The 23,868-nt window shown below is 55.7% G+C and carries 19 protein-coding genes and 1 pseudogene; 6 read left to right on the top strand and 14 right to left on the bottom strand.

Features of this window, described 5'->3' with window-relative positions; genetic code table 11:
* Positions 1-110: 110 nt before the first annotated feature.
* The 6 genes from G8764_RS12930 to G8764_RS12905 form a co-directional block, all read right to left on the bottom strand.
* The gene (locus G8764_RS12930; protein ID WP_166165074.1) at positions 111-884 is read right to left on the bottom strand and encodes an SDR family NAD(P)-dependent oxidoreductase; all 774 of its coding nucleotides are present in this window, start codon (positions 882-884) and stop codon (positions 111-113) included.
* A gap of 124 nt (positions 885-1,008) precedes the next feature.
* Positions 1,009-2,148 carry a CaiB/BaiF CoA transferase family protein gene (locus G8764_RS12925; RefSeq protein WP_166165073.1) on the bottom strand — a complete coding sequence of 380 codons (1,140 nt, stop codon included), beginning with the start codon at positions 2,146-2,148 and terminating at the stop codon, positions 1,009-1,011.
* 135 nt (positions 2,149-2,283) lie between these two features.
* A complete protein-coding gene (locus tag G8764_RS22970; protein WP_166165072.1) occupies positions 2,284-2,508 on the bottom strand; it encodes an SDR family NAD(P)-dependent oxidoreductase in 225 nt (74 codons plus the stop codon).
* 360 nt (positions 2,509-2,868) lie between these two features.
* Positions 2,869-4,041 (bottom strand): acyl-CoA dehydrogenase family protein, encoded by a 1,173-nt coding sequence (locus G8764_RS12915; protein WP_166165071.1) that lies wholly within the window; start codon positions 4,039-4,041, stop codon positions 2,869-2,871.
* Between the two features lie 19 nt (positions 4,042-4,060).
* Entirely contained in the window at positions 4,061-6,232 is a 2,172-nt protein-coding gene (locus G8764_RS12910) for a 3-hydroxyacyl-CoA dehydrogenase NAD-binding domain-containing protein (protein WP_166165070.1), read from the bottom strand.
* 67 nt (positions 6,233-6,299) lie between these two features.
* Positions 6,300-7,508, bottom strand: coding sequence for an acetyl-CoA C-acetyltransferase (locus G8764_RS12905; protein ID WP_166165069.1), 1,209 nt, complete (start codon positions 7,506-7,508; stop codon positions 6,300-6,302).
* Positions 7,509-7,708: 200 nt separating this feature from the next.
* Between G8764_RS12905 and G8764_RS12900 the strand changes: the two genes are divergently transcribed.
* From G8764_RS12900 to G8764_RS12890, 3 genes are all read left to right on the top strand, one after another.
* Complete coding sequence (locus G8764_RS12900) at positions 7,709-8,443, top strand: AraC family transcriptional regulator (RefSeq protein WP_166165068.1); 735 nt, start codon at positions 7,709-7,711, stop codon at positions 8,441-8,443.
* Position 8,444: 1 nt separating this feature from the next.
* The gene (locus G8764_RS12895; protein WP_166165067.1) at positions 8,445-8,717 is read left to right on the top strand and encodes a helix-turn-helix domain-containing protein; all 273 of its coding nucleotides are present in this window, start codon (positions 8,445-8,447) and stop codon (positions 8,715-8,717) included.
* A gap of 393 nt (positions 8,718-9,110) precedes the next feature.
* The gene (locus G8764_RS12890; RefSeq protein WP_207951870.1) at positions 9,111-10,361 is read left to right on the top strand and encodes a hypothetical protein; all 1,251 of its coding nucleotides are present in this window, start codon (positions 9,111-9,113) and stop codon (positions 10,359-10,361) included.
* 27 nt (positions 10,362-10,388) lie between these two features.
* Here G8764_RS12890 and G8764_RS12885 read toward each other — a convergent pair whose 3' ends face one another.
* From G8764_RS12885 to G8764_RS12880, 3 genes and pseudogenes are all read right to left on the bottom strand, one after another.
* Positions 10,389-15,374: a cadherin-like domain-containing protein gene (locus tag G8764_RS12885; protein WP_166165066.1), complete on the bottom strand. Its 4,986-nt coding sequence runs from the start codon at positions 15,372-15,374 to the stop codon at positions 10,389-10,391.
* A 285-nt stretch (positions 15,375-15,659) separates the two neighbouring features.
* Positions 15,660-16,181 (bottom strand): annotated as a pseudogene (locus G8764_RS23135) (Tle-like phospholipase domain-containing protein); the annotation flags it as partial.
* Positions 16,171-16,875 (bottom strand): hypothetical protein, encoded by a 705-nt coding sequence (locus G8764_RS12880; protein ID WP_166165065.1) that lies wholly within the window; start codon positions 16,873-16,875, stop codon positions 16,171-16,173. The gene G8764_RS12880 and the pseudogene G8764_RS23135, both read right to left, overlap by 11 nt.
* A 465-nt stretch (positions 16,876-17,340) precedes the next feature.
* On the opposite strand from G8764_RS12880, the gene G8764_RS12875 reads away from it, so the two are divergent.
* The 3 genes from G8764_RS12875 (at position 17,341) to G8764_RS12865 (ending at position 19,435) form a co-directional block, all read left to right on the top strand.
* Positions 17,341-17,931 (top strand): hypothetical protein, encoded by a 591-nt coding sequence (locus G8764_RS12875; RefSeq protein WP_166165064.1) that lies wholly within the window; start codon positions 17,341-17,343, stop codon positions 17,929-17,931.
* Between the two features lie 267 nt (positions 17,932-18,198).
* Positions 18,199-18,822 (top strand): sigma-70 family RNA polymerase sigma factor, encoded by a 624-nt coding sequence (locus G8764_RS12870; RefSeq protein WP_166165063.1) that lies wholly within the window; start codon positions 18,199-18,201, stop codon positions 18,820-18,822.
* The gene (locus tag G8764_RS12865) at positions 18,806-19,435 is read left to right on the top strand and encodes a cupin domain-containing protein (protein ID WP_166165062.1); all 630 of its coding nucleotides are present in this window, start codon (positions 18,806-18,808) and stop codon (positions 19,433-19,435) included. The genes G8764_RS12870 and G8764_RS12865 overlap by 17 nt, the downstream gene beginning before the upstream one ends.
* Positions 19,436-19,528: 93 nt before the next feature.
* On the opposite strand, the gene G8764_RS12860 is transcribed toward G8764_RS12865, so the two are convergent.
* The 5 genes from G8764_RS12860 to G8764_RS12840 all read right to left on the bottom strand — a co-directional run bounded on the left by G8764_RS12860 (position 19,529) and on the right by G8764_RS12840 (position 23,807).
* On the bottom strand, positions 19,529-19,711 hold the full coding sequence (locus G8764_RS12860) for a PLDc N-terminal domain-containing protein (protein WP_166165061.1): 183 nt from the start codon (positions 19,709-19,711) through the stop codon (positions 19,529-19,531).
* Positions 19,712-19,923: 212 nt separating this feature from the next.
* Entirely contained in the window at positions 19,924-21,003 is a 1,080-nt protein-coding gene (fbaA, locus tag G8764_RS12855) for a class II fructose-bisphosphate aldolase (RefSeq protein ID WP_166165060.1), read from the bottom strand.
* Between the two features lie 196 nt (positions 21,004-21,199).
* The gene (locus G8764_RS12850; RefSeq protein WP_166165059.1) at positions 21,200-22,081 is read right to left on the bottom strand and encodes an NAD(P)-dependent oxidoreductase; all 882 of its coding nucleotides are present in this window, start codon (positions 22,079-22,081) and stop codon (positions 21,200-21,202) included.
* A gap of 80 nt (positions 22,082-22,161) precedes the next feature.
* Complete coding sequence (locus G8764_RS12845) at positions 22,162-23,463, bottom strand: MFS transporter (protein WP_166165058.1); 1,302 nt, start codon at positions 23,461-23,463, stop codon at positions 22,162-22,164.
* The gene (locus G8764_RS12840) at positions 23,460-23,807 is read right to left on the bottom strand and encodes a cupin domain-containing protein (RefSeq protein WP_166165057.1); all 348 of its coding nucleotides are present in this window, start codon (positions 23,805-23,807) and stop codon (positions 23,460-23,462) included. The genes G8764_RS12845 and G8764_RS12840 overlap by 4 nt, the downstream gene beginning before the upstream one ends.
* Between the last annotated feature and the right edge of the window lie 61 nt (positions 23,808-23,868).

Genomic DNA, 23,868 nt, shown 5'->3' with positions numbered 1-23,868 from the left:
CCACCGCGCCCTGGCGCAAATTGCGCCACTTTACCAAAGCTGAATTAAAAATCCGTTAGCAACATTTCCAGCTCCTCTGCCTGGGGCGCAAGTAACCCTTAGGGGTTCACTTACACCGGTCTCAGCAGACTGCCGCCATCCACTATCAGCGATGTACCGTTGATATAGGACCCGGCATCACTTGCTAACAGCAACAGCGGGCCGTTTAATTCGTGATACTGCCCCAAACGCTGCGGTACCAGCCGCGCAATATAGGCCTTGCCACGCTCGCTGTTAAACTCGTCCTCATTGATGGCGGTGGCAAAATACCCGGGACACAGGGAGTTCACCCGTATCCCCGCCCGCCCTAACTCCAGTGCCATATTTTTTGTGAGCTGGTCCACCGCCACTTTGGAGACGTTGTAGTCAGCTTTCATGATGCCGGTGCAATGACTGTAAACGGAGGCGGTATTGATTATTACCCCGCCCCCCTGGTTTTTCATGCGTTGCGCAGCCTGCTTGCCGACTCGCCAGGCACCTTTCAAATTGACATCCAACAGGTAACCCCAGGTGTCTTCTTCCAGCTCGAGGAATTTAGTCGGCGTGGTACTGATGCCAGCATTGTTGACCAGAATATCCAGTCGCTCGACCTTGGCATCCAGCTGTTCGAAGGCAGCCACCACGCTTTCCGGTGAAGTCACGTCCATGGCAATGGCCTGGGCTTTACCGCCACCAGCGCGAATGCGTGCAACCAGGTCTTCCAGCTTGTCTACGCGACGCGCGGCGACCACAACCTCGGCACCCGCCTCCCCCATGACCTGGGCAAAGTGCTCACCAAGGCCACTGGACGCGCCGGATATCAGCGCGGTTTTTCCCTGCAATGAAAACAAACCAGTCAGTGACATAAAACTTCTCCATTCAATAAGTTCAGCAACCCTTGAAGTCCGGCTGCCGTTTTTCGAAAAAGGCGCTGCTGCCTTCCTTGAAGTCCTCGCTGCGAAGGGTAATGTTTTGGATAACCACCTCGTTTCAGGACACTGCGCCGGTGTCGAGAAGAACCTGGATATCGTCGTCGGCAAACCCCAGGTCCTGCAGCACAGCCCGGGTATCGGCCCCCGCCTCATGCTTGCCATGGGCAACACTGGAAGGCGTGCGACTGAAGCGCGGTGCCGGTGCCGGCTGCTGGAAACCGTCCACTTCCTGGTAATTGCCCCGCGCCTGGTTGTGCGGGTGGGATATCGCTTCTTCCGCACTGAGCACGGGAGTCAGGCAGGCATCACTGCCGGCAAAAATTTCCGCCCACAGGTCGCGAGTCTTGGTCGCAAACACCCGGGCCAGCTCCACTTTGAGCTCCGGCCAACGCTGTTGATCAGCCTGGGCCTGGACATTAAACACGGCGGGATCGACACCGGACAGTGTTACAAACTGTTGAAAAAATTGTGGCTCGATCGCCCCCAACGCAACGTATTTACCATCGGCACACTCGTAGGTGTCGTAATAAAACGCGCCCCCGTCGAGCATATTGGTGCCAGGCCGGTTGAAATCCCAGGCCTTGGAGGCGCTGAAACTGTGACACATCGACATCAGGTTGGCGGCGCCTTCAATCATGGCCGCGTCCACCACCTGGCCCTTGCCAGAGCTTTTCCCCTCCAGCAACGCACCCAGCACTCCGGTGACCAAAAACATGGTACCGCCGCCGAAGTCGCCCACCAGGTTGAGGGGAACCACCGGCTTCTGGCCTGCGACACCGATGGCGTGCAAGGCGCCGGTCAGGGAAATGTAATTGATGTCGTGCCCGGCGCTGTGCGCCAGCGGACCGTCCTGCCCCCAGCCGGTCATGCGACCGTAGACCAGCGCCGGGTTTACGGCAAAACAATCATCCGGCCCGATACCCAGCTTCTCGGTCACTCCGGGCCGAAAGCCTTCCAGCAATACATCCGCCGTGGCCACCAGCTTGAGCAAGGTATTGCGACCTTGCTCGCTTTTTAAATTCACGACGATGGATTTTTTACCGCGACGACTCATGTCTTTGGCGTACATGGGATCAGTGTTTGGACCGCGATCGATAACGATCACTTCCGCCCCCATATCCGCCAACAACATACCCGCCATCGGACAAGGCCCCAGCCCCGCCAGTTCGATGACTCTGTAACCGCTCAGAACACCCATATCAATTTCCTGTAATCATTATCGGTACCAGCCTGCCCCAAACCTTCAGTAAGTTCCTGATACAACGTTTCTGATACAACGTTTCTGGTACAACGTTTCTTGTACGACGAGGGCAAGCAAGCGAATTGAGCAAACTTATTTCGGCTGCATGCGGATGGCTGCGTCCATGCGAATGCACTCGCCATTAATGTAGTCATTATCCACAATGTGGGCAGACAGCTTGGCAACGGCCGGCCCCACTTCTTCGTTCAAGTCGAAAATCGCTACATTGGCACCGTCGGCGGCGTAGCGCTCTACGGTTGCCAAACCCAGGCCTGAGGCCCCACCGGTGACGATGGCTGTTTTTCCGGCTATATCCATAAACTGCTCCTCTAAAGGTTGTTTGTGATCTGTGAGAAATCTGTTTTGCTTAAACCTGTGTTGCTTAAACCTGAGTCTCTTATACCTCCCTAATTACCACCAAAGTCAATCATCCTGCGGCTGGCAATATGGTAGGTCTGGCTTTGGGGGATTGCTTTCAAGACCCTCGACAGCAGGGATGCTGTCGTGGAGCCTCCATGGATGGATGCACGGCGAGTCTTGAAAGCAAGCCCCCGAAGCCAGGCCGGGAAAAGAACTGATGCCCCTCAGGCTATAGATCCCCCCAGGCTATAAAAATGTATGCCCACTATCGCCAATGGCTGCCCTATGTACTGGAATAATCAGGTCAATCTTTATCACTTAGTCTCGATCTATAAATTGCTGGTAATCCTCAGTAAAGATATCGCGACTGATAATCAACTTCATGATTTCTGAAGTACCTGCGTAGATGCGCGTAACACGGGCATCCGTATACATGCGGCTGATGGGGTATTCATCCATATAGCCAGCCCCGCCGTGTAACTGTACGCCTTCATCGGCCACCCGACACAACAGCTCGGTAGTCAGGTACTTGGCTTTGGCGGCGTCCACTGCGGTCAATTCGCCGGCATTCACCGCCTTGACGCACTGATCGATATACACCTGCTGCATATCCAGTTCGGCGCGCAAATCCGCGAGTTTGAATTGGGTATTCTGGAAATCGGCGATGCGCTTGCCAAAAGCCTTGCGCTCGGTCACAAATTCAACGGTCAGATCAAACGCCTTTTGCGCTGCCGCCAATGCCTCTGCGGCGGAGATCAGGCGCTCTTCCGCCAGCGCCTCCATCAACTGGTGCATGCCGCGACCTTCGGCGCCTAACAGGTTGGCCTTGGGCACTTTGACATTGGAGAAAAACAACTCGGCGGTATCCTGGCCTTTCTTGCCCATCTTCTTCAGGTTGGCGCCGCGCTCAAACCCTTGCATGCCACGCTCCACCAGGAACAGGCTAATCGCCCGGGGGTTGTCCTGCGGTTCGGTCTTGGCAGCGACGATCACCAGGTCGGCGTTGATGCCGTTGGAGATATAGGTCTTGCTGCCGTTGAGCAGGTAGTGATCACCCTGGTCGATGGCGGTGGCGCGCATACCCGCCAGGTCACTGCCGGCATCCGGTTCGGTCATGGCAATGGCGAGGATACATTCACCGGAAACACATCCAGGCAGGTACTTTTGCTGTTGCTCAGGGGTGCCGAAGCGCTTCAGGTAGGGCCCAACCAGGCGGCTGTGCAGGGTCGCGTACCAGTCGCCGCAGAGGGCATACTGCGCCTCCTCGATCATGATTTGCTCAAAGCGAAAATCCGGATCCCCGAGACCGCCAAACTCCTCCTCGGCCCAGGTACACAGAAAACCATTGGCTCCCGCCTTGGTAAAGGCCTCGCGATCAACAATACCCTGCTCGCGCCACGCTTCCATGTGCGGTTGGATTTCCTGCTCGAGGAAACGCCGGTAGGCCTGGCGAAACATCTGTTGTTCTTCGGTAAATTCCCGCTTAAACATAAATTGTTACCCTTTCTGCTCAGGTGAAAGTTGCGCCGCTGGCGATTTTCTCAGCCACAATGGCGGGCAGGGCAAAACGCTCCCCATACCGCTCTTCCAGCTCCTTGGCGCGCGCTGCAAAGGCTTGTAAACCAATCTGGTCACCGTGCTCCCAGGTGTTAACCACTTGCAGAAAGCCGCCGGTCCAGGTTGGCGCGCCAATACCCAACAGCGAACCAACATTGCCGTCGGCCACCGAGCGTAACACTCCTTCCTGCAAGCACTTCAGGCTTTCGATAACCTGGCGCAACAGAATTCGGTCCTTGATGTCCTGCTGCGGCAATGCCACTTCCGGCTTGTAGAACAGCTCTTTCAGTTTTGGCCACACGTACTTGTCGCCGTCCGCCGGGTACTCGTAGTAACCACCACCGCGATAGCGACCACCGCGACCGTATTCATTGACCAGCAACTCGGCCATTTTGATATTTACGCTCAGGTCACCCTTACTGCCAAACACCCCCATTGCCCGGTGGGTCTCTGCCGCCTTGCGACTCAACTCCTGGCTGACTTCGTCCTGTACCGTCAAAGGGCCCACTGGCATGCCGACCTGCTTGCCCATGGCGTCGATCAGGACCGGATCGAGACCTTCCTGTAACAGGCGTGCACCTTCATCCATATAGGTGCCAAACACCCGGGAGGTATAGAAGCCCAGCGAGTCATTGACGACGATGGCGGTCTTCTTTATCTGGCGCGCGTAGTCGAAGGCTTTGGCCAGGGTTTCAGCGCTGGTTTTCTCACCGCAAATGATCTCCACCAACGGCATCTTGTCCACGGGGGAGAAGAAGTGAACGCCGATAAAGTTTTCCGATTTGGCACTGGCCTCGGCCAGTTGCGTAATTGGCAGGGTCGAGGTGTTGGAACCAAACACTCCACCGGCCGCCAGCAGGGGTTCCGCTGCCCGGGTGACGTTGGCTTTCAACTCGATATCTTCAAACACCGCCTCGATAATCAGGTCGCAACCCTGCAGGTCGGCGTAGTCAGCGCTGGCCACAATCCGCCCCAGGAGTTGGTTTTTGTCTGCTTCGGTCTTGCGGCCGCGTTTGATTTGCTTGTCCAGCAGGCCGGCGCTGTAGGCCTTGCCTTTCTCAGCCGCTTCCAGGCTGATGTCCTTTAGCACCACCTCGATACCTGCCAGGGCGGAACTGTAGGCAATGCCCTGCCCCATCATGCCGGCGCCGAGCACACCGACCTTTTTGACCTTGCCGGGCGCAATGCCTTGCGGGCGACTGGCACCGCTGTTGATGCTGTTCATCTGGAAGAAGCCGGAGGTAATGATGTTCTTCGCTTCTTTGGTGGTAATCAGGTGAGCCAGGCCGCGGGACTCGATGCGGCAAGCGGTATCAAAGTCCACCGCCATGGTGTCGCCGGCTACCGCCAGGATTCGCTCCGGCGCTGGCAGCAAGCCGCGGGTCTTTTTAAAGGTCATGGCCGGTGCCACCGACAGCAGGCCGGTGATGGCGGGATTCCAGACATCGCCTCCGGGGATTTTGTGCCCCTTGATATCCCATGGCTGGGCCCAGGCATCGGGGTTGGCCTTGATCCATGCTTTGGCGGCGGGTACCAGGTCGTCGAGTGAATCTACCAGTTGATCGGCCAGGCCCACTTCCACTGCTTTGACCGGGTTGAGACGGGTGCCCTCCAGCAGCAGCGGCAGCGCCTTTTCCAGGCCCAGCATGTGAATGGAGCGCACGATTCCGCCGCCGCCAGGCAGCAGACCAAGGGTAACCTCCGGCAGGGCCACCATCACTTTGGGGGAGTTCCAGATGACCCGGTGATTGGCTGCCAGACAGATTTCCAGGCCGCCGCCCATGGCGGCACCATTAATGGCAGCCACCACCGGTACCGGCAGCTTTTCCAGCCGGCGCAAGGGCGCCTTGATGCGGTCTTCGATGGTGCGGAACTGCTCTTCTTCCCCGCCCTTTGGCACCGAGGACAATTCCTTCAGGTCACCGCCGGCAAAAAAGGTCTTCTTGGCCGAGGCAATCACCACCCCGGTGAGGCCCTCTTCCGCCTCCAGCCTGGCAGGAATCTCGCCCATGGCGAGGCGGAATTGCTCATTCATGGCATTGACCGGTCCGTCCATATCCATGGTGATGGTGACGATGCCGTCAGCGTCTTTGTGGTAGATAAATCCGTGTATTGTTTCACTCATGACTTGTTACCCGTTGAATTCTGTCGATAGTAATGACTGCCAGGGGCAGGGCCCGCCCAGCCCTGGCTTAAACCCGCTCAATGATGGTGGCGATGCCCTGGCCGCCGCCCACACACAGGGCCAGCAGGGCACGCTTGAGGTTGCGGCGCTCCAGCTCATCCAGCATGGTGCTCACCAGCATGGCGCCGGTCGCGCCCAGGGGGTGGCCCATGGCGATCGCACCGCCATTGACGTTGGTAATTTCGTGGGAGATATCCAGGTCCTTCATAAAGCGCAGCGCCACCGACGCGAAGGCTTCGTTGATTTCAAACAGGTCGATATCGGCAGTGGTCATACCGGCCTTGGCCAGCGCCTTTTTGGCCGCCGGCCCCGGACCAATCAACATAATGGTGGGGTCTGTGGCCAACACCGCGGTGGCCACGATCCGGCCGCGGGGCGTTAAGCCCAGATCCTTGCCCGCCCGCTCACTGCCGATCAGCACCGCCGAGGCACCATCCACAATACCGGAGGAATTTCCCGGGGTGTGCACGTGGTTGATATTGGCCAGGGTCGGGTACTTGCGCAACATCAGGTCATCGAACCCCATCGCTCCCATGGCCGCAAAAGAGGGTTTCAAGCCCGCCAGCCCGGCCAGGGTGGTGCCGGGTTTGATAAATTCGTCCTTTGCCAGAATGGTAACGCCATTCAGGTCTGTCACGGGCACCACCGAGCGATCGAAGTAGCCATTGGCCTGGGCCGCGGCGGCGCGTTGTTGCGACTCCAGCGCGTAGGCGTCGACGTCCTCCCGGCTCCAGCCTTCCAGAGTGGCGATGGTATCCGCGCCCACACCCTGGGGGATGGAGCCGCTGTGAATACTGATCTCCGGATCGTTCAGCCAGGCACCACCAGAGGCTCCCATGGGCACTCGCGACATGGATTCGACCCCACCGGCAACCACCAGCTCCTCCCAACCGGAGGCAATTTTCATGGCGGCCATATTGACCGCTTCCAGACCGGAGGCGCAAAAACGGTCCAGTTGCACGCCCGCGACACTCTCGTCCCAGTCGGCAAACTGGACGATGGTCTTGGCGATGTCACCTCCCTGTTCACCGGCTGGCATCACGCAGCCCATCACCACGTCATCCACCCGGCTGGTATCCAGGTCGTGACGTCGCTGCAGCTCACGCAGCAAGCCCGCGCCCAGGGCGACTGGCTTGACTTCATGCAGGGAACCGTCTTTCTTGCCCTTCCCCCTCGGAGTACGGACGGCATCGTAGATATAGGCTGTATGGCTCATGCGGGTATCCTGTTGCAGTGAAATGTACGACTAAAATGGTTCATGGCGAGATTATCCCTTGCAAGAACCCTCGCAAACCATGACACTGATGGACAAAAATAGACATTTTGAGTCGATCATCTTAACCTGAAGTCAATAGCCTTAACCTGAGATCGAAGGCGACTGGCTGACGATGATTACGCGGTAACCCATACCTGGCCATGAAAGACCTGTCCGTTCACATCTATTTTGTCAACGCGGTAATCAAACAAGCTGCCGCCCACGGCTTTGACACCGAGCGCTTGCTGCAGCGCAGCCGTATTTCACCCCGGCTTATGCACGAAAGCCAGGCCAGGGTCAGCGCGGAGCAGTACGCCCACTTGCAGGCGGTGACGATGCGGGAGATGGGAGATGAGATGCTGGGCTACTGCTCATACCCTGCACGACGGGGCCAATGGTCTGCGCTTTGCCACTGGCTGATATCCTGCAAAACCCTCGGTCAGGCGCTAAAGCGCTACTGCCTGTTTTACAATATTGCGGAGGGCGGCCTGCAGCCCTCACTGCTGACCGATGGGGATCGAGCCCAGCTGCAATTTGCTCCCCGTCCGGCCGACATTGGCAAGCTGGTTCCTTACGCCTATGAACTGTTTATGTACAGTGCACACCGCTTGCTGTGCTGGCTCACTGAATCCCTGCCACCGCTGGAGGTCGTCACCCTGAGCTACCCGGCGCCACCCCATGTGCAAGAATACCGCCCGCTGTTTTTAGGCGCCCCGATCCGCTTTGACAGCCCGCAGTGCAGCTTTGTGTTTAAGCGCAGGTTATTCAGCCGGCCGATCGTGCAAACCCCCGGAAACCCTGGCGACCTTTTTGCGCCACCCGCTGTACAATATCCTGGTAAACCCCTACCAGAGCCTGAGCTGGAGCCAGCGTATCAAAGACCTGATCGGCAGTGATTTGAGCAAGCTGCCCAGCTTTCTCGACATTGCCAGCAGCCTGGAAATCAACCCCAAGAAACTGCGCCGCTTGCTCAGTGAAGAGGGCCTCACCTACAGCGAACTGAAGCTGCAACTGCGGCGGGATATCGCCATCTATCACCTGTCCCGGCGGGACACTTCGGGCGAGGAGATTGCCTTCAAGACCGGGTTTTCCGAGTCCAGCGCGTTTATCCGGGCGTTCAAGAAATGGACCGGAGTGACCCCGTATACTTACCGCAAGGATTTAACCTGACCTTGTTAGAACAGATTAGTACCAGCACTCTCTGCGTTACCCAAATCGGTGTTTGGAACTGGGAGGGTTAAGAGTTGTCGATGCTGCAGTGAAGCCTGATACTAGGCAGCGCATTTAATACTGGAACGTGGCGGAGATTAAGCGTATCTCCAGCGTATTGGCCTGCTAACCCACGATCCGGATTTTGCCTTGCAGATGCAGGCGTGCGACAGGCCGGGCGATTGCCCCATGGAAATGTAACGCCCGGTAGCCGGCTTGCCCCGTAGCTGCAGGATAAACGCCCTGAAATTTGCGAACGATGGCGGAGGCCAGCGCATGTTGAGACCAACATTTTTTCAAACAGCGCGGGTATACCCGCTAAAGATCACCTGCATTTTGTCCCTCTGTGGAACAATGGCAGCCTTGCTTTTTTTGCTGGGCGCGCCCGGATCGCTGGCGGACAGCCAATACCCGCTGACTTACCAGGTTAAATTGCTACCCGGCGAAAAAGCCGCGCAGGTGAAAATGATCCTGGCCAAAAACCATCCTTTCCTGGCCCTGGATTTTAATATCGACGGCGAGTACCAACAGGACTTCAAGGCCGACAAGGCATCGGCACTGGAGACTACCGGCGAGCGCGTGGTCTGGCGCCCAACCCGGTCAACGTCGTGGCTCAGCTACCGGGTAAAAATCGATCATCAACGGCAGCCCGGCGCCTATGACGCCATGATCACGGCTGACTGGCTGCTGATGCGCGGCGATGACCTGGTTCCGCCGGCAGTGGCAAAAATCAGCAAATCCCGAAAAAAGAAGCTGCAGCTGGATGCGGCCTTACTGGACTTCGAGCTCCCCGGCGGCTGGACCAGCATCAATACCGGCTGGGAGCGGGCCGAGGACGAGAGCCTGAAAGCGGGCGAGTACGCCACGCGGTTTATTATCGACAACCCGGACAAGTCGTTTGATCGTCCCACCGGCTGGATTATCGCCGGCAAACTGGGCACCCGCCGGGATGAAGTCGGTTCGACCCGAATTTCTGTCAGCGCCCCCGCCGGCTCCACCTTTCGCCGTCTCGATGTACTGACGTTTTTGAACTTTGTCTGGCCGCAGATGGAGGCAGCCTTCCTGCAAGTACCGCGCGAACTCCTGATTGTTGGCGCTGACGATCCGTTCTGGCGCGGGGGCCTGTCGGCCGCCAATTCTTTTTTCCTGCACGCTGATCGTCCGCTGGTCAGCGAAAACGCCACCAGCACCCTGGTGCACGAACTGTTTCATATGGTCACGCGGATACGGGGCGATCGCAACGCCGACTGGATTGCCGAGGGACTGGCAGAGTTCTACTCGTTTGAACTGCTCTATCGAGCCGGCGGCATCACCGCGGTAAGGCGCGAACGGGTACTGAACTGGCTGAGCGAGTGGAGCAGCGAGGTTGACACCCTGCACCGCAAAAAATCCACCGGACCAACCACAGCGCGGGCCGCTGTGCTATTCGCGGCACTGGATCGAGAGATTCGTGAACTGACCAACAATGATCGAACCATTGACGACATTAGCCGCACGCTTATGCAGCAGCGCAAAGTGGATCTGCAGGATCTGCAGGACGCTTTTACCGACCTGACTGGGAAGCACTCCAGCACCCTGAAATCTCCATTGCTGCTACCGCAGTGATTCGTTAGCGGTAAAAGGCGACAGCCGTTAGGACCAGGCGACTGCCAACTGCGGCGCCAGCTCATCCCGGATATCCTGGGGCAAGACATAACCCGCACCGGCAGGTGGATCGAATGCCGCCATGGCGCTAATCAGTTGTTCCAGGGTACCGGGATTCAATTGCTTGTCAGCCGCCAGGATTTGCTGTTCCTGCTGCCCGTCGGCAAACCAGCTCCTGAAGGTAACCCGGTCGCTACTGCTGAGAACATTGACAACCAGGTGGTCATCGCTGCGCCGAAACCACAGGTCATCGCTGGCCGTGTCGGTAAACACAAAACTGTCCTGGCCACTATCGGCAACATTCAGAAATACATTATCGCGCCCGGAGCCCTGACCGAATTCGAACCGATCATCACCGTCACCACCGCGCAGACGGTCATTGCCGCTATGGCCGATAATCAGGTCATCTCCCCGGGAGCCGGTAATAATGTCGTCACCGCCGCCACCGTCAATGGCAGTGATACCCAGCAATTCCGTGTTTCTGAAATCCAGGCGATCGTCGCGGCGGGTACCCACCAGAGTATTCTCGCCGGCGCCACCGTCGATGCGCTCCAGGCTGTCAGCGGCCAGCAATCTGACCAGGCCAAACGCGTCGTCGCCAGCGCCACCCAGCAGCGTATCGAACCCCTCGCCGCCCCTGATAAGGTCGTAGCCCTGGCCTGTACCCTCGACCGCGAAGATGTCGTCACCCTCGGCACCGAGCAGAATGTCATTGCCCTTGCCACCGACGAAGTAATCGTCACCACTGGTACCGGTGAGCTTCTCCCGCGACGATGTGCCGGTGATCAAATTCAGAATATCCAGCGCCGCGGTTGCCCAGGCAGTGTCCTCGCCATCCGACACCGTATAGTCAAAAGCCGCGGCACCGCTTATAAAATCCGGGGCAGGAGTAAACAGCACCGTTGCGGTCGCTGCATCCAATACGGCGCTACCGTTGACCGGGTTGAATACCTCCGTCACCTCAAGCGCCTCACCATCGGCATCACTGTCGTTTGCCAGCAACTCGCTGATGGCGATGGAGATCGGTTGCGTGCCAACGGCGGTGAACACATCGCTGGCGGCGACCGGGGCAATATTACTGCTTCCTGTAACTTCAATATGGACAGCGCCAAGGGCACCGTAATAGCTATCATTGATGTCGTAACTAAACGTCAGCTCCCCTGAAAAGCCCGCATTTGGCGTAACCAGGATGGTATCATCGGTGTCGTTCCAGATGACTTCTGCATCGGCAGAACCGCTGACATCAATTATCGATGCCCACTGCTCTACCCCATAGGTCTTGCCGCCATCATCGCGGTAGAAGTCATTGGCCAGCAGGTCTGCAGTGGCGATGACCAGCGTTGCTCCTGCGTCCATCTGGTAAGTGTCAGCAACGGCGTCGATATGGGCGAACTTATCGACCTGCCAGCCAATTATCTGGCTTTTATCCACTGCCGAACCATCCGCAAACTGCACTTGATCCAGCTGGTAATCGGCGTCAGCCGAGAAGAAGTCCTGCACCACCACATTCTCGATCACCAGGTCGTCGTAGCGCCGTTCAAACCAGGTGTTGTCGGCCCTTCTCGAGACACTTTGAAATACCAGTACGTCGACACCCGAGCCATCCGCTTCATAATTATCAATCGTAAGCTGACCGCTGCCGGGGTTGATGTAGGTGTCGTTGCCGCTGCCGCCCACCAGGGTATCGGCCCCGGACAGGCCGTTGAGAATATCATCCCCGCTGCCGCCGCGAAGGTGATCGTTCAAGCGGGTGCCAATAAGACTATCCGCACCGGCGCCGGCGTCGACATACGCCATATTCAGCAGCTGCGTATTGGATAGATCCAGGCTGTCATTGGCGTCGGTTCCGCTGAGGATATTTACTCCCGCACCGCCATCGATGGTTTCCAGGCTGTCAGCAGCACTGAGGCTATTGAAGGTAAAGGTATCATCACCCTCTCCGCCCTGCAGCAGGTCGTCGCCGGTGCCAGCGCGGATTTTTTTGACCCCCTGGTCGCTACCCGACAGGTAGACCGTGTCGTCGCCGTTGCCGGCCCATACTTCGTCAGCACCACTACTCAGGGTGATGCTGTCGTTGCCGATCGTCGCGACGATGCTATCGTTACCGGAGGTATCGAAAAATACATCGCTCTGCGCCTCGCTATCCAGGCCCAGTAGTGCGCGCAGGCCATCGGTGTTCAGCACCAGGCCATTTTCAAATTCCACTGTGATGGCGTTAAAGTCCGCGGCGAAGAAATCGCGCAGGGTGACAGAGTCCGGCCCCACATCCAGGCGCAAGTGGTTTTCCACCTGTGTGGCCGTTAACGAGGCTATGGAGATAGCCCGCGCAAAGCGAATGACATCCTGATCCGCAGTTGTATTGCCATCACTGCTGATAACGTCATGCCCGAAACCTTGATCGAAATAGTAGGTATCGTCACCGGCTCCCCCTATAAGCGTATCATCGCCGCCATCGCCCTGGAGAAAATCGTCGCCCGCGCCGCCCTCGAGGCGGTCATTGGCGTGCGCGCTGGTGTCATAGGCGCCACTGACAATCTCGCCATTGACCAGGGTTAAATCGAGCAGAATATCCCCATACATGCGATCATCTCCGGCTCCGCCCAGCAGGGTATCTTCTCCTGCTGCGCCGAAGAGCTTATCGCTGCCGGTGCCACCCTCCAGGTGGTCGGCACCATGAAACTGAATGGCGACCGAACTGTCATCGCCCCACAGGTGGTCGTTGCCGGCACCTCCAAGCAGGCGGTCGGCGCCACCGCCACCAAACAGTTGGTCATGCCCCTGGCCACCAAAGAGCCGGTCATTGCCGTGATCGGCACTGTTGAGGTCGAAATAAGTAAGTTGTTCGACGGAAGAATACATTCCCGCGTAATTCACCCGGTCCCCCAGCAACAGGTCATTGCCACCTTCCCCCCGCAATTCATCGTCACCAATCTCACCGGCGACAAAATCGTTGCCCGCTCCTGCCTGGACAAAATCATCGTAGGACAGACTATCCACATTTTGATAGCGCGCATCCAGCATGGCCACGCTGTAATCCAGCATCTGGTGCGCCACCCGCCAGGGGTTATCGATGCCATCGAATTTGGAGCCGCTATAGTTGTAGACCTGCACACCGACACCATCGGCAAAAATGCGGTCGACACCATCACTGCCAACGACGGCATCGTTACCGGCGCCTGCTGCCACAGTGTTATGACCAGCGGCGTGACCGGTGAAAATAAAATCGTCACCACCACCACTACTGATCAGGTCGCCAAAAGTGTTGCCATCATTGGCTCCACCGAGAACCGTATCGTTACCATTATCGACAGGTTCAGCCATATAGTATTCGGAAAGATTCTTCACCCTGAGCTTTTGCCCGCTATTGGGCAGTTCGGGGTTGGGCTCGGTTATGGCGCTGTAGAAATCGTCCCTGTAACTGTCATAGGTCATATAGGCATCGGCAAACAGGATATCGAGATCATTGCCGCCATCGATATAATCGTCATCCGATATAGCGGCCAGGTAATCCTCAGCCCCACCACTACCAAAGCTGGTGGAGTCGCTGTAGGTCGACCCTTGAGTTGCAAATCCGGCAAATATCCGGTCTCTGCCCCCCTGGCCGTAGACAATGTCATCACCGAGGCCCGTGGCGATAAACTCTTCTTTTTCGCTGCCGACGGCATCCCGACCATAGACGATATCGGTGTGCAATTCGTAATCGCTAAAGCCATTCTGGCTGCCGTAATAGGCCATATGGTAGTCGTAGCCAAGTGAATCGTACCCCATGTTTTGCAGCATCTGGTCAATATTCACCTCCACACTGGCACCGGAGACATAGCCCTCCAGTGCGGCATTTTGCAGCAAATGCTGGAAGTTAAAGCCGGATATGTGAGAAGCGGACGGCTGCGGTATTCGATAATCCGCGGCAAAGGTAAGCATGGCTTGGGAGAGGTCGTAAGGAGTGTCTGTATCCAGTGGCGTATCGATTAATGCTATGGGCTCAATGACTGTCTCGGCTACGGACGCCAGCGCCAATTCAAAATCCGTAGAATCCGCCTCTAATCCTAATAGCTCGATCGTATCCCCTGAACCTATGCCATTGACATGCACCAGCAATCCGGCGGAGGTCAAGGAGAACACTGTGTCATCGACCGGGATACCCTCGGCATCCACCTCCCGATACTGCCCACTGCCAGCCGAACCAATTGCCGCCAGCTGCACTGCTTGATGATCATCGATACGCAGGCTATTGACGCCCTGCAGGTCATAAATACTGTCGTGGCCATCGCCGCTATTGAAGATATAGGTGTCGTCGCCGGCCCCGCCTTCAAGGTAATCATCGCCGCCATTACCGCGCAGAGTGTCGTCACCGCCTTGCCCGTAGATGCGGTCATGGTTGTCGCCGCCAACGAGACTGTTTTCACCCTCTTCGGCACCCAGCAAAATCTGCTTTTGCTGGTCCTCGCCCAGGGGAAAGGATTTGTTCAAGCGGATTTCAGAATCGGCAATCCATACCTTCTGATCGGGTTCGGCCATATCAATATACAGCCCCGCTTCGGCGCCAGGGATAGTGCCGGCGACACCATCTCCCTCTACACCATTCAACTGCAAGCGGGCCTGTAAATAGGCGCCACGGTCGTAGAGATAATCCTCGCTAAATTTATCCAGGTCATAGGCACTGCCAGCGGCAGCCGTGTCGGCAAGACCAGAGGTAACCCCGAAGGGCTGCATATTCATCAACGCATAGCGATAGCCGCGGCCGGCTTCGGTATCCTGGGTGGCGAGACTGGCGATATCGGCATGCACCAGAGAGGCAATGGAATGGCTTTTTCCGGCTGCAACCAGCTCCTGATAGAACAGCTCGATATCGTCCTTGTTGGCCTGCTGGGCGAGATTGCCACCCAGTAGATCACCCAGCTGGTCGACTATGACTTCCAGTGACTGGTCTTCTACAGCGGTAGCTGCGTTGAGGATGGCGTAAATTTGTTCCATCCCTTCGTTGGTATCCAGTGCAGGGTCGAGCTGGGTGAAGAGGCGGTAAACGGAAATACTTTCTACTAGTTTGGCTATTGAGTGGCTCGCAAAAGAGGGGAAATTATCTGCAACTCCATTGTACTCAATAAAAATTCTCTCATAGCTACCGGGCCTTTGAAATCGAGGACTTGATGCAGCCTCCCACCCTTTATCAGCAAAAAAATTACGAACCTTATTGCCATCCAAAAAGTGCCCTTCAAAAAAGTTACTTATAGTTTCCCAAACATACTCCTGAGGATTTAGCCCTAAACCATTATAGGTATATACCTCGCCAAAACTAGATGCGTATTTATAAGCCGCCATCGTTGACAAATAGCCACCTAACGAATGCCCCGTAAAATTGATGGGCTGTGTCAATTGCCCGTTTTCAAGAAAACCATTATTCAACAAAAACTGGTCAATGTTATTGGTTTGATTGAAAAACTCCAGTAGTCCTCCGGGGTTACCCAATACAGCACTAAGATCAGCAAACAAATCCAGTAACGGAAAATTGGGCTCCGTACCTCTAAAAGAAACGGTAAGCCCGTTATAATTGCTACTCTCTGAATTGATATTCTTGAAAATAGTAGCTGAGAAGCCGTTATTATCTTCAGTGAATCCGACTACTTGGTACTTTGGATTGCCACCAAAAAATAAATCGTTTACTTGAGATTCAGTAAACCCTCTGCCAAACAATTCAGCCTTGATATCTGCGGTGTCTCCGTTTCCCCAATTTGCATAAGCTGCCGCAGCCAACAAAGAGCCCAAATAAACATCATCTATCATGACCCATATCTCCTGAATTAATAGAAACTTCCATCCGTGGTTTGATAACTGATTCAATCAGTCGTGCTTCTTCATATGTCAGATATTTCTTATCTATATTCTGGCAGTACTTAGTAATGGCGTAACCTGGCTTTAGGCTGTAGGAATAGGACACATATCTACCCATCAACTCTGAAGTAGAAAAATTTTCAACATATGATTCGACCCGCCTAAATCCAGAAACTTGATCATCCCCAAGCCATTCCTTCACAGATGAATTAAAAGCATACTTCGCCATTGGCTTAACAAGCTTATCCACTAAAATGCAATTATTTTCCCTATAATCCACATACCCGCTTAGACCACTTCCCCACAATATGTTGTCAATAACTTCACTACACGAGCCAGTATCTCTCGCAATTTTTGTCAATCGCCAACATCCTGCTTCCTGAAACAAGCTGGCGACATTTGGCGCAAGTTCACAGTATTCAACAAAGCTGAATTTCGATGGCACAAGGACACGTAAAGCTCCACCTGCTTGCGCGCCATCATAGTAACCATCCGCCTCAACCGTCTTATAAACCGTCAAGCCCGCATCTTTCTCGCAAAGCTTCTTAAGCTCACGTAACCCCGCCTTTTCCGACGAACAGGCTACGCACAGAATAGTCATAAAAAATATAATGGTACGACAAAAGATGACACGACGATTATTCACAAACAAACTCCCACCAGTTGCACTGGCAATTTATTATTTGAGGCAAGGGAATTTCGAATACCGCTGAACAACGATATCGGGGCTTATCGAGGAGGGTTGCTGAACTCTGCATCTTCATCCCTGAATGTCCTTGCAGTTGAAGCAGGCTACTTCGGTGTCATACAAGTAAAATACAGTTTGCCGCCCCGTGCAAGGCAAAAGGCTCCGTATTCCTGGGTGTCACGGTGGTTATTCTGGCACTCCCGGGCCCACCTTTGAAGGCAGTGCCGATCTCATTATTTTCCAGAATAGCGTCTCCCACCCGAAAATCATGCTCTGGTACCAGTTTTAGCAGCGCCGGCGGGGAATGACTTTAGGGGTGTCGACCCTTCCACACAAATACCCGGCGACCGAACCCTATCCCCGGGGTGGCTCGTATTGGGGAGTGTCGCGCGACCAACCCTATTATTATTTCAGGAGAACGTTATGTACTACTCTAAACGTCGTAATTCAATCCCCGCCCTCCCCCGTCGCCGGCCATTTAAAGCCCTCGCAGTTAGCTCAGCTATAACCCTCGCCACCCTGCTGGCGAGTGCTTCCGCAAGCGCCCAGTTGAGTCTGGGTCGCCAGCTATACGCCGCGCCCTTCAGCTGCGGTGCGCAGCGAGCGCTTTCAGTCAATCTGCCGACCACCCTCGAGACTGGCCAGTACGCGACCAGTTTCAGCGCTTTTAATGCCAGCTCGACAACCACTGGTGTAATCTCGGTGTTTGCCGCCCTGCCCGGTGCCGCGCCGGTATTCGTCGAGTCCTATTCACTGCCCGGCTACGGCAATGCGACTACCGACTGCGCGGACATCATCGCAGCACTGGGCGTCATAGGCGTGCCCGACGCGGTGGTGGGCTACGTCCACCTGCTGCGCGCGACTGATGACCTGGAGGTCTATACCACCTACTCTCGTACCGCCAGCAGCAATGGTGGCGCCCAGGCGACGCCTGTTGCCGGAGCCTCAGTGGATGTAGAGCGAGTAGAGCCGCGCCTGGTCGAGATCAAGCGTTTACTGACCCCGCTGTACTGATACCTGGCCTTGCATGAGCGCCAGACAACCCAGGCAAACTAATCCGGGCGGAAGCCGCATAACAGCGGCCCGCGCCGGATACACTTGCAACGACATTTCGAGGCCAATTGACCACCGCAACAGCGAACCGTTTACCTATTGGGGTCGTACTGGTGTTTGAGAGCAATAAGAGAATAATCGAGACTACCTGGCGATGCCGCGGTCTAAAACCAGAGTTCATCGCATTTACTGTACTGCAATTATCCGGTTTGATGGGAGGCAATGGTGGTGCAAAGGACAAATTCCCTACGCAATGCAGCAAAGGATGAACCAGCGACGCCCGAGGCCGACAGACCTGACGCACTGCTGGTGGAACAGGTCGGGGCTGGCGACCGTAAGGCTCTGGCGCAACTGTATGAGCGCCATGCCGGCCGACTTCTCGGTTGCGCCTGGCGCATCCTCCACAACCGCAGCGATGCGGAGGACCTGATCCACGACCTGTTTATTGAGGTTTGGCAAAGAGCCGGCAGCTTTGATCCAGGGCGCGGGTCGGTGTTTAACTGGCTGATGTTACGCTTGCGCTCGAGAGCCATAGACCGACTGCGTGTCCTGTCCACGGCGCGCCGGCGAGCACTGGTTAGTGCCGTGCCAGATGAGCAACCGGCACCTCCGGCCAGTGACCCGAGCCTTTGTACGGATAACGCGCTGACTCGCAAGCGCGTCTGCGCATTGAGCGAAGTTCAGCGCACGGTGCTGGAGCTTATCTACTTTGAAGGGCTCACCTGCGCCGAGATTGCGACCCGCTGCCACGTGCCGATCGGCACGGTCAAATCCAGACTGTCCGCCGCTTTACGCAGCCTGCGGCAATACCACGCGAACCACGGAGATAGCAGAAATGCGCAGAGATACTGATTTGGTGGAATACTGGCTGGAGCAACTCGAGCCAGGCGATCGTGCCCATGTCGAAGCCTCGATCTCCAACTCTAACGGCGATCGCGGCCTGGCACTGGAGACGCAGCAAGCGCTGGTCGATTTCGGCGACACGGTTACCCCGCTGCCACCAGCCCGAGGGCTGCGCGATCGGATCTTAGCTTCACTGGAAGACTCCGGCCGCTTCCATGCGCATGTCGGTCGCCTGGGCCCGTTCCTCGACCTCCCATCGGACCGGGTACAAGAACTGCTGCAGACGGCTGAATCGGCAACCCGGGACGCGCCCGGCTGGCAGGCTACAGGGTTACCCGGTCTGCTCGCCTTACCCATACAAGGAGGCCCTAATATAGCCAACACTCAAGCCCAATTGCTGCATTTGGACCCGGGCTTCAACTTCCCGGCCCACCGTCACCAGGGCCACGAGTGGGGTTACGTCCTCCAGGGCCTGCTGCAGGAAGATTCAGGTCGCCTTTTTGCCAGCGGCGATATTGTTCACAAGCCCGCGGGCAGTAGCCACCGGTTCAAGGTAGAGAGTGAGTGCCCGGCCCTGCTGTTTGTGCTGCTGGAGGGACCGATCCAGTGGCTGGACAATTAGGCAGCGCGCCACTTGCAATGGTGGGTGTGAAACAAGGGTTTGCCTGCGCTTGCCGGTCACTGACTGCAAGCGCAGGATCTGCGCTGCCAGGATTCACCTGCCCCGGGGGCCGGCGAAAAACCAAATGATCAGCCCCAGCAGTGGCAAAAACAGAATCAGCAGAATCCACAAGAATTTCTTGCCCATGGTTGCCGATGACTGGACGACATTCAGAATTGCCCAGACATCTGCGATAAGCAGCAGTAATCCAAAAAAACCACCCGTTTCCAAATTCACAGTATGCCTCCAATTGGCCTGATATTAATTGCACCGGCTGAGCTTCGAACAATTTACCCGGTAGATCATACCCATACTGCGCGGCGAGCACCAGCGGACCGGTACCCGCACCCGACTGTGGATAATCTAAAATTACCGAGGTAGCAGCCCCGCTGGAACGCGGGTACTGGCTGAAGAAGTGCTGGGGATTCTGGCGAAGTAGCTGTAGCTAGCTACGCCAGTGTATTGACATTGTTTAAGGTGCGACAAATCTCGATCAACTGAGTCTTGAAAGACTCCTCGCCTTTGCGCAACCAAACCCTGGGGTCATAGTACTTCTTGTTGGGCTGGTCTTCCCCGTCGGGGTTGCCTATCTGGGTTTGCAGGTAACCGTGTTTATCCTGGGAGAACTTGCGAATACCGTTCCAGAAGGCCCACTGCAGATCGGTATCGACGTTCATCTTGACCACGCCATAGGATATTGCTTCTTTGATTTCTTCGGCGCTGGAACCGGAACCGCCGTGGAAAACAAAGTCTACCGGCTGGGCGGCGGTGTTAAATGTTTTCTGGATATAGTCCTGTGAATCCCGCAGGATTTTCGGCCGCAACTGGACATTACCGGGCTTGTAGACACCGTGTACATTGCCAAACGATGCGGCCACGGTAAACTGGTTGCTCACTTCACTCAGCTCTCGATAGGCAAAGGCCACCTCCTCGGGCTGGGTATACAGCTCACTGCTGTCGACGTCGGAGTTGTCCACACCATCCTCTTCTCCGCCGGTAATACCGAGCTCGATTTCCAGGGTCATGCCCATGCGGCTCATGCGTTCCAGATAGCGCTTGCAGATTTCAATATTCTCCTGCAATGGCTCTTCAGACAGGTCGAGCATGTGGGAGCTGAACAGGGGTTTACCGTGAGCTTTAAAGAAAGCTTCGCCAGCATCCAGCAACCCGTCAATCCAGGGCAGCAGCTTGAGCGCAGCATGGTCGGTGTGCAGCAGCACGCAGGCACCATAGGCTGAGGCCAGCTGATGCACATGCTGGGCACCGGAGATGGCGCCGGCAATGGAGGCCTTTTGGCCCTCATTCGACAAACTTTTGCCTGCGTAAAAAGCAGCACCACCGCCAGAGAATTGAATAATCATCGGCGCCTTGATCTCGCTTGCGGTCTCAAGTACGGCATTGATGGTATTACTGCCAGTCACATTCACCGCCGGCAGCGCAAAGCTGTTGGCTTTGGCAAGGGTAAAAAGTGCCTGTACGTCATTGCCGGTGATAACGCCCGGAACGAAGGTGCTTACGCTACTCGACATGGTGGAGCTCCTGCAACTTATTGGTAAAACGAGGATTGATTGGCGATAAGACTGGCGACAAGGCAGGCAGCAACATCCGCAACCGCAGTAGGAGAACTCTCCTTGATAAAGGGAATCGCTGCCTTGATATCAATCGCCTGGTCACATCCATGTGCCAGTTTTGATTATTTTCGGCTATTTTCGAGCCTCATTGCAATTATTTTTCGAGCGTACGGAAATAATCAAAGATTTCCGGAACATTGCCGTTGCTCATGCCGGCTTCAACCGCCGCTTTGAGGTTGGCGGAGGTGCCTTCGGCAATCTGGGCGCGTGTACCCAAATCATCCACCATCTGCAGGAAATAGCCCAGATCCTTGTTGGCATTGCCGATTGAGAAACCCAGGTCACTGACGCCGTCCACAGCGTAGTTTTTGCAGAACCCCATAAAGGGCGAATTGGATGGACCAGTTGACATGATATCGAACAGCTGCTGACGATCGACGCCAGCGCGGTCGGCCACGGCAAAGGCTTGTGACATGGCGCAGACGGTGGTCATACCCATAAAGTTGTTGATCAGCTTGGTGGTGTGACCGGCACCCAGCGCACCCAGGTAGAAGACGTTCTCGCCTTGATCCTCGAGCACCGGCTTGACCTTCTCGAAGGTGGCCTTGTCGCCTGCGGCCATGATGTTAAGCAACCCATCCTTGGCGTGGGCTGGTGTGCGGCCGAGGGGAGCGTCGATCATACCCGCGCCTTTCTTCGCAAGATCTGCGCCGATTTTGCGGGTAGATTCCGGAATCGATGTGCCGAAATCGATCAATACTGAGCCTTCCTTTATGCCAGCCAAAATGCCGTTCTCAGCATAGACCAGTTTTTCGACTACAGCAGAGGTGGTGAGGCACAGCATAACAATGTCGCTGGCCGCAGCTAATTCAGCACCAGTCGTCACTTCCTTGGCACCACCACGGGCGAGCACGGCCGCAACGGCGTCCTTGTTGAGGTCCATTACATTGAGCTGATAACCTTTCTTTTGCAGGTTTTCAACCATATTGCCGCCCATGAGGCCGAGGCCGATGAAGCCGATAACGGGTTTAGTCATGTCTTACTCCTTAATGAATTTGATGTAAATTAATTTGGGTGTCTGGTACTGACACCCTGTATATCAATTGGTACTTTGTCTTAACTCTTTGGGCTGAGTGGTTCAACCTTCGGGATCAAAATCCAGACACTCAGCATAGCGGTTACAGCCAGGGAAGCCCCCAGCACAAATGCCGGCGTGTAGTTGCCACCAGAGGTCAACCAGGGAACCAGGGAAGTGAGCGCGGCGGCGCCAAACTTGGCCGCCATGCCGGAAAATCCCGCCAGTGTCCCGACTGATTTGCCACCGAATAAATCACTTGGCAGGGTTTGCACATTATTGATAGCGACCTGGAATCCAAACAGGATCAATGCCATCAACAACACTGCGTTGACCGGTGCGCCCGGATTGGCCATCGCCAACAGGGCCGGCAACATCAGCAGACAGCCGAGAGTGATGATCATCTTGCGTGTGCGGTCAACAGTCCAGCCGGCCTTGAGACGATTCTGTGCCAGCAGGCCGCTCGCCCAGGCGCCCAGCATCGCGCCAACGTAGGGTACCCAGCCGTAGATACCGATGGTCTTGACGTCCATTCCATACACTTCGAAAAGGTAGATGGGAATCCAGAAAATAAACAACCACCAGATCGGGTCGATACACGCGGAAGCGATGATAACGCCCCAGCTTTGTTTACGGGACAGCATTTCCTTGGTGGAAGGGTTGTAGCCGTCATCGTCATCACCGCTCGCTGCTGACTGTGAAGTGCGCTGACCGGTAAGGATGTATTCTCGCTCCTCGTCGGTAATCCAGGGGTGATCTTTCGGTGGCGCCTTAACCAAAATGATCCAGGGAATTAACCACAACAACCCCACCAGGCCGACCAGAATAAAAATTGCCTGCCAACTCATAAAGACGGTAAGGAAGGCGATCAACGGTATGGAAATAATGCCGCCGATTGCCGCCCCGGAATTGAATATACCCTGCGCCAGGGCGCGCTCCCTGATGGGGAACCACTCGGCGTTGCCCTTGGTAGCCCCAGGCCAGTTGCCCGCCTCGGCAACCCCCAGGATTGCGCGAAAAATACTAAAGGTAACAATTCCGCGCGCCATTGCATGGGCGGCTGTCGCGAGCGACCAGATACCAATTGACAAGACAAAACCCATGCGGGTGCCGACCCAATCAAATATCTTGCCGAAAAGCGCCTGGCCAATTGCGTAGGAAAAAACAAACACAACGGAAATAAACGCGAAAATTTCCTTGCGTTCATCGGGTGTCTTGTCCGGGTAAATATCGGCCGATATCGCCGGCCACAGGACATTCATCGACTGTCGGTCGATATAGTTGATAATGGTGGCGAGAGCGATCAGGGCGATCACCCACCACCGCAGTTTTTTTACCTTCATCCCTGATTCTCCCCGAGAAAGTCTTCTCTCATTGGGCTAAACACATCGATCAGCACTCCGGCTTTCTTGCATATAGCACCATGGCTGATATTGGGCTCCATAAAGAAGCAATCGCCCGCAACCAGGGTTCGCGTTTCATCACCTACGGTGACGTCGAACTCTCCACTCTCAACATAAGCAACCTGGGAGTGAAAATGACTGTGAACGTAGCCTTCACTGCCCTCCTCAAAATATACCTTGACCATCATGATCTGGTTGTTATATCCCATAAGCTGCCGCTTGACACCCTCAGCAACGTATTCGAATGGCAAGTCTTTTCCTGATAGAAACGCGTCTGTTTGCATGCTATACACCTCTAACTATTGAATAAACTGATAATGCTGACCCGATATTACTTTTCGAGCC

Origin of the sequence: Pseudomaricurvus alcaniphilus, assembly GCF_011440395.1 — a bacterium.
GTDB classification, from domain to species: domain Bacteria; phylum Pseudomonadota; class Gammaproteobacteria; order Pseudomonadales; family Cellvibrionaceae; genus Pseudomaricurvus; species Pseudomaricurvus alcaniphilus.
Note: the sequence above shows the minus strand (reverse complement) of the source record. Positions and strands in the feature narration are given on the sequence as shown.